Raw genomic sequence first — 5,670 nt, 5'->3', positions numbered from 1 at the left:
ATACAGCCCTCGTAGTAATCCTTCAGGACTGACCGTTGCTCTGCTTCCGTGAATTCGTAATATTTTTTCATCTCTTTCCTGGTTTAAATTTAACTTCTTTAAGTCAACTTTTTCCAGGCTAAGACAACATGAATCTAGTAATTTTCTCATTGCAACTGAATTAATAACCATTATTCTGATACATCTTCTCTTGGTCCAATTTCCATTCATCGTAAGGAATAGGGAAATAGATATCCTTCGTTCCAAAGTTTTTCAAGTTAGATATACCGTAATCTTCCTGATTCTTGGAATGAATATAGTTAATCAGGTCATTTATTTGGAAAAAACGTAGCAAATCGTACCAACGTTGGTTTTCAAAAGCTAATTCACACCGGCGCTCATGTAGAATAGCCAATTTCAAAGATGGATATTTTGATTTATAATCCGTATTTAGCATTGCCTCATCATACGGCGGTAATCCTGCACGTTCTCTGACTTGATTTAAATAGGAAATAGCTTCTTGATTATTGCCTAATTCCTCATTGACTTCTGCGAGCATCAGGATGACATCCGCATAACGCAGGATGATCCAATCGTTCCCGCCGTAACCTAAAGTCCCTGCTAAATCGCTGGTATCTCTAAACTTGGTAATAAACCAAGCTTGTTGTCCGTTACTGAATTCCACAGACCATTTTTTACGAATGTCATCATTTTCATATTCTTTTACTAAATCAGGATTCACAAAAGTCCCCATTCCTGTTGAATTTACCAGTGAATTGGTATGAGAACCTTTAGATTGATTATTGGCAGCAATAGAAGAATGAAAATCCTTATCTCCTTGCTTGTACACAATTTGGAAAATAATTTCAGGGCAAGTAGATTTTTTATCTACATTAAAGACATCCTCATAAGGAATTTCCTTTAGCAGGCCAAATTGCCTCATGCTATAGCACTGTGTTAAATATATTTTTGCATCATTAAGGTATTCAGTTTTATTTTCAGAGTTCAATGTTGCCGCCATGGTCAAATAAACTTTCCCCAATAAACCTGTAATAGAAGCCTTATCAGCATGACCTCTTCCTCCTGCTGGCTGGCGATCTGGTAACGTACTATTCAAAGCATCCTTCAAATCTTGTACAATCTGCCCATAAATAACATCCTGCTTTATGCGTTCTGTATGCGCTTTAATTTCAGCGGGTGTCGTATAATATGTTGTCACTAAAGGCGCATCTCCCCATTTTCTGACAATTTCAAAATAAACTAAGGCACGTATAAATTTGGCTTCGGCAATAATATTTTGCTTTACTTTATCATCGCTAAATGTTACATTCGCGGCTCCCCATAAAGTAAAATTACAGCTATTTATGGTTTGATACAAAGCATCCCAATAACTTTTCAAATAGCTATTACTGGGTAATAATGAAAAATTAGTAAACTGAAATGGTTCTCCTGATGAAGACTGATTATCCAAACGTCCTGTATTATCAGAACGCTCCTCAGTATATAACGTACTTCCTTCACCCATGCAAGAATTACTTCTCAATAAAGAATAGGCACCGTCTAGTGCTTTTTCCACATCGCTTTGTTCGGTAAAATAACTACTTACTGAAATTTTATTTGGATCATTCTCTGTTAAAAAATCATCACAAGAAGACAATATCCATAGTCCACACAAAATAGCAGCAGTTGCAAAGAATATATTCCTTTTCATTTTTTATCTTCATTAGAATGTTAATTGAATTCCCAAGTTATATGCCCTTACTAAAGGATATTTTCCATAGTCTACACCTGGAGTAAGATTAGATCCATTATTGTAATCAACTTCAGGATTGTATCCTTTATATTTTGTAATAGTAAAAAGATTGTCCGTTGCAACATAGAGTCTTAACTTACTGATGATCCCTTTTGTCCAATGCGAAATGACTGATAAAGAATATCCGCATGTTATATTTGTACATCTAAAGAAAGATCCATCTTGCAAATAGAATGTAGACAATCTCGTACTATTACTCTGAGTACCGCCACGAGAGGCTTTATATACCCAGCCATTGCCTGGATTATCCTCATCCCGGTAGCGTTGGTCTACAACAGCATATTGATTACCCGAACCTTCCATGTTGAAAAGATAGTAATCCTGCCCATCCAGTACTTTGTTTCCGTATGACCCATTGAAAGATGCAGTAAAGTCAAAATCCTTATAACTGCCTTGAACATTGAAACCGTAAGTAAATTTCGGATGAGGATTTCCAATGACAGTCTTATCATTGTCATCTACCACACCATCACCATTTGTATCTTGAAAATAAAGATCTCCCGGCTGAAGTGGTGTAGTCTGAGATAAAGAACGTGCCGGTCCCTTTAGTTTATAACCTTTAGGGAAAGATTGAGTTGTGGCGTCATAATGTTTGTTATCTTCTTCAATATTTGCCATGTCTGATTGACGAACCATTCCGAGCACTTTAAATCCATAAAACATACCAATGGGCTGTCCCTCTTCTGTAATATGTGTTTTATAGGAACGTTCTGCACCATTTGTTATAATTGTATTCCCTCCATCCAATTTCAATACTTTATTGCGGTTAACCGAAATATTACCACTTAAATTGAGATTGTAATCTTTTCCTTGAAGAATACGTCCGTCAACTTGAATGTCTACACCAGCATTTTGGATTTTTGAATTAGGAAGATTTGTCAAGAAAGAACTCGAACCGGAGATTGCAGATATAGGTTGTTCAAACAACAGATCTTGTGTATGGCTTATATAGTAGTTTCCTGAAAAAGACAAGCGATCGTTCCATAAGGATAGATCAAGTCCAACATTGTATTGAGATGTCGATTCCCACCCTATTGCATTATCCTTTACTCCTCCAGGGTACATTCCTGATGAGATTCCATCGCCAAAAACTGTACCAACTGGTGAACTCATAACTGCTTTATAGCTATAATTTGTAATGTTGTTATTACCACTTTTACCCCAACTAGCTCTTAATTTCAATGAAGAATTGCTATTAAACCAGTTTTGATAGAATTTCTCATTGGATACGGCCCAAGCTACAGATACTGAAGGGAAATGCCCCCAACGATTATCCGGTCCAAAGAGTGAAGACGCATCCCCACGAAAAGAAACGGTCAAATAATATTTGCTGGCATAATTATAGTTTAATCGTGTAAAATAGGACAGCATGGTCCAATTGGATTTGTACGTATCATTCAGTGCTATATCATTCGGATCGGCACCATGGCCTGTTACTTCTTCCACATGGTCATCTTCATATCCCATTGCCTTGACACCAAGATTATCTGTCATATCTTTTTGGATGGAATATCCTATAACACCACTAAAATGATGCATAGCATCCCATGTTTTATTATAGTTTGCTGTGAACTCGCCCAAATAGTCAACTTGTTGAGAAGTTGTAGCTAAGGCATAGGCATCGGCTTTAGACTGATCTGAAAAAGGTGGGTATGAACCATTGGAAAGACTTGTAGGCTTATAGAACTCATATTTCTCATAGTAAGAGAACATACCTAAATTAGCTTTCAGAAACAAATTTTTTAATGGCTCATAGTTGGCCACAATATCGTAAGTATTCCTATTTCCTTTTCTATGAATTTTAGTTTCTGTAGCTAACGCTACAGGATTTTCAATCCCCTGGAACCCATATCCGTCCGAATAAGAAGCCATCTCGCCTTTTACCAGATTACCCTGATCGTCATAACATCGAAATATTGGAGCGCAAATTAGAGCTCCCAAAACAGGTCCGTGATCAAATCGACCTTCCTCGATTTCCCTATTCCAATTGGATGTATGGGAAAAATTCATACTGACCTTAAATTTAGAACTAATTTTCATATCCATATTCCCACGCAGATTCATCCTCTTTTGTCCAGTAGAAAGAATGATTCCCTCCTGATCTTGATAACTAGCGCTTAGATCATAACTAATTTTATCGTCTCCACCGTTAATCGATATATGGTGACGTTGAGTAATTGCATTTTGGTAAAGTTCATCCTGCCAGTCAGTATTATATTCAGGCGGAATAACTTTACCAGTTTTAAAATCGTATAGGAATTCAGGAATCATAACGCCACTATTGGCTGATCCCAAACGTGTTGCACGCATCTCATTGGTATCCTTAAAATAAGAATCGTCCCATGACTTTCCTGCAGTTGTCATCAGATTCTTATAATTGTTATTTCGACCATCTACTACTAAATCCGCAAATTGTGTAGAATTAAGTAAATCCACTTTCTTCTCCAATTGATTGACTCCTAGTTGAAAATCATAGTTCACACGAGCTTTCCCCTCTTTTCCGTGCTTAGTTGTAATCAATATAACACCTCCAGCAGCGCGCGAACCATAAATAGCTGCAGACGCAGCATCTTTCAAAACTTCTATAGAAGCTATATCCTCTGGATTCTGTAATAAATCACCGTTAGAAGGATAACCGTCAACAACATATAGAGGATCCGAACTCGCATTGATTGACGCTGTCCCACGAACACGGATTTTAGTACTTTGATAAGGTGCTCCACTGACTTGAGAAATCTGTACGCCGGAGACTTTTCCCACCAAACTTTGTCCGATTGTGGGTGTCGTTGAATTCAATTCACTTGCTTTGACACTGGCCACTGCACCTACCAAATCAGTTTTTCGCATAGTCTGATAACCTACAACCACCAATTCATCCATCATCTTTACATTTTCTTTCATTACAATATGAAGAGGATGCCTCATTTGTGGTTTTATATGTTGAGAAACATATCCCATATAAGAAACTTCGATCTCATCGGATCTATTCAAGAGCTTTAGTTGGAACTCACCGTCCACATTGGTAACAGTATTGTTTTTCGTTCCTTTCTCAACAATATAACCTCCGATAATCGGCTCTCCTTTTTCGTTCGTTACCGTACCTCTGGCCATGTGCTCATCTAAACGAATACTGTCCTGCCTTTGTACATTAGGAAATATTTTATTACCTGCATAGACTGAACTTGTTGTTACCCAGATAAAACCACCTAATAGTAGGGTAAAGCTTATCCTATTTTTACCTTTCATATCGAAAATTTTGATAATATTATATAATTTTTATTTGATGCAAAGATATTGTCCAGACATTACATTCAAATAGCATTTATATAGCTATTCCATGACGTTCTTATGACAATCTGATGAAGCAAACATTTATTGTCGATAAATCGGATATTTTTCAGTTTGTCATTAAAGTTACTCAGATGGTCAACACGAAATTGTCGTTATTAGGATATCAGAATCTTGTTCCTAAAAAATGATTGTTTTAAGGTTTAGTGTGTTAAGAGATACAAATGGCAATGTTAATATGTGCTTTTGGACCATCTTTTGAATAGTCTTTCCCAAAGGCTTTCATGCCTAGTTTCAGTCCTCATCAAGCACAAACTTTCTTTACCCGTCGGAGGAATTAATCTATATTGAAGGGGGGATAGTCGTATTTCCTGTCTAATAGTATACCCTTCTAAAAAATAATGCCCATTTCACAACCTAAAAAGGTTGTTATTGCAGAAACAACCACATTAGGTTTAATTAAGGTTCATCCGACAAATGCGTAGTTTTTATCATGTAGCGATAAAATTTTGAGTTCAAAAAACTTCTCATCCCGATATCCATACGCCTGTCTTTTCATTGTCTTGATTTTGTTGTTTATCCCTTCAAGT

The 5,670-nt window shown here is 36.8% G+C and carries 3 protein-coding genes; all 3 read right to left on the bottom strand.

All coding sequences use genetic code 11. The annotated features are described in order from the left end of the window. Positions 1-160: 160 nt before the first annotated feature. On the bottom strand, positions 161-1,690 hold the full coding sequence (locus NG821_RS12235; RefSeq protein WP_252761942.1) for a RagB/SusD family nutrient uptake outer membrane protein: 1,530 nt from the start codon (positions 1,688-1,690) through the stop codon (positions 161-163). A 12-nt stretch (positions 1,691-1,702) separates the two neighbouring features. After that, positions 1,703-5,038, bottom strand: coding sequence for a SusC/RagA family TonB-linked outer membrane protein (locus NG821_RS12230; RefSeq protein WP_252761941.1), 3,336 nt, complete (start codon positions 5,036-5,038; stop codon positions 1,703-1,705). Positions 5,039-5,546: 508 nt separating this feature from the next. Then, on the bottom strand, positions 5,547-5,670 hold a 124-nt coding region (locus tag NG821_RS12225; protein WP_252760955.1), incomplete at its 5' end, for a transposase.

It is taken from the genome of Segatella cerevisiae, assembly GCF_024054555.1.
Lineage (GTDB): Bacteria > Bacteroidota > Bacteroidia > Bacteroidales > Bacteroidaceae > Prevotella > Prevotella cerevisiae.
Note: the sequence above shows the minus strand (reverse complement) of the source record. Positions and strands in the feature narration are given on the sequence as shown.

Bases quoted from the DNA above. Each gene is read 5' to 3' on its own strand.
- NG821_RS12230 (WP_252761941.1), bottom strand. From the start codon at position 5,038: ATGAAAGGTAAAAATAGGATAAGCTTTACCCTACTATTAGGTGGTTTT.
- NG821_RS12235 (WP_252761942.1), bottom strand. From the start codon at position 1,690: ATGAAAAGGAATATATTCTTTGCAACTGCTGCTATTTTGTGTGGACTA.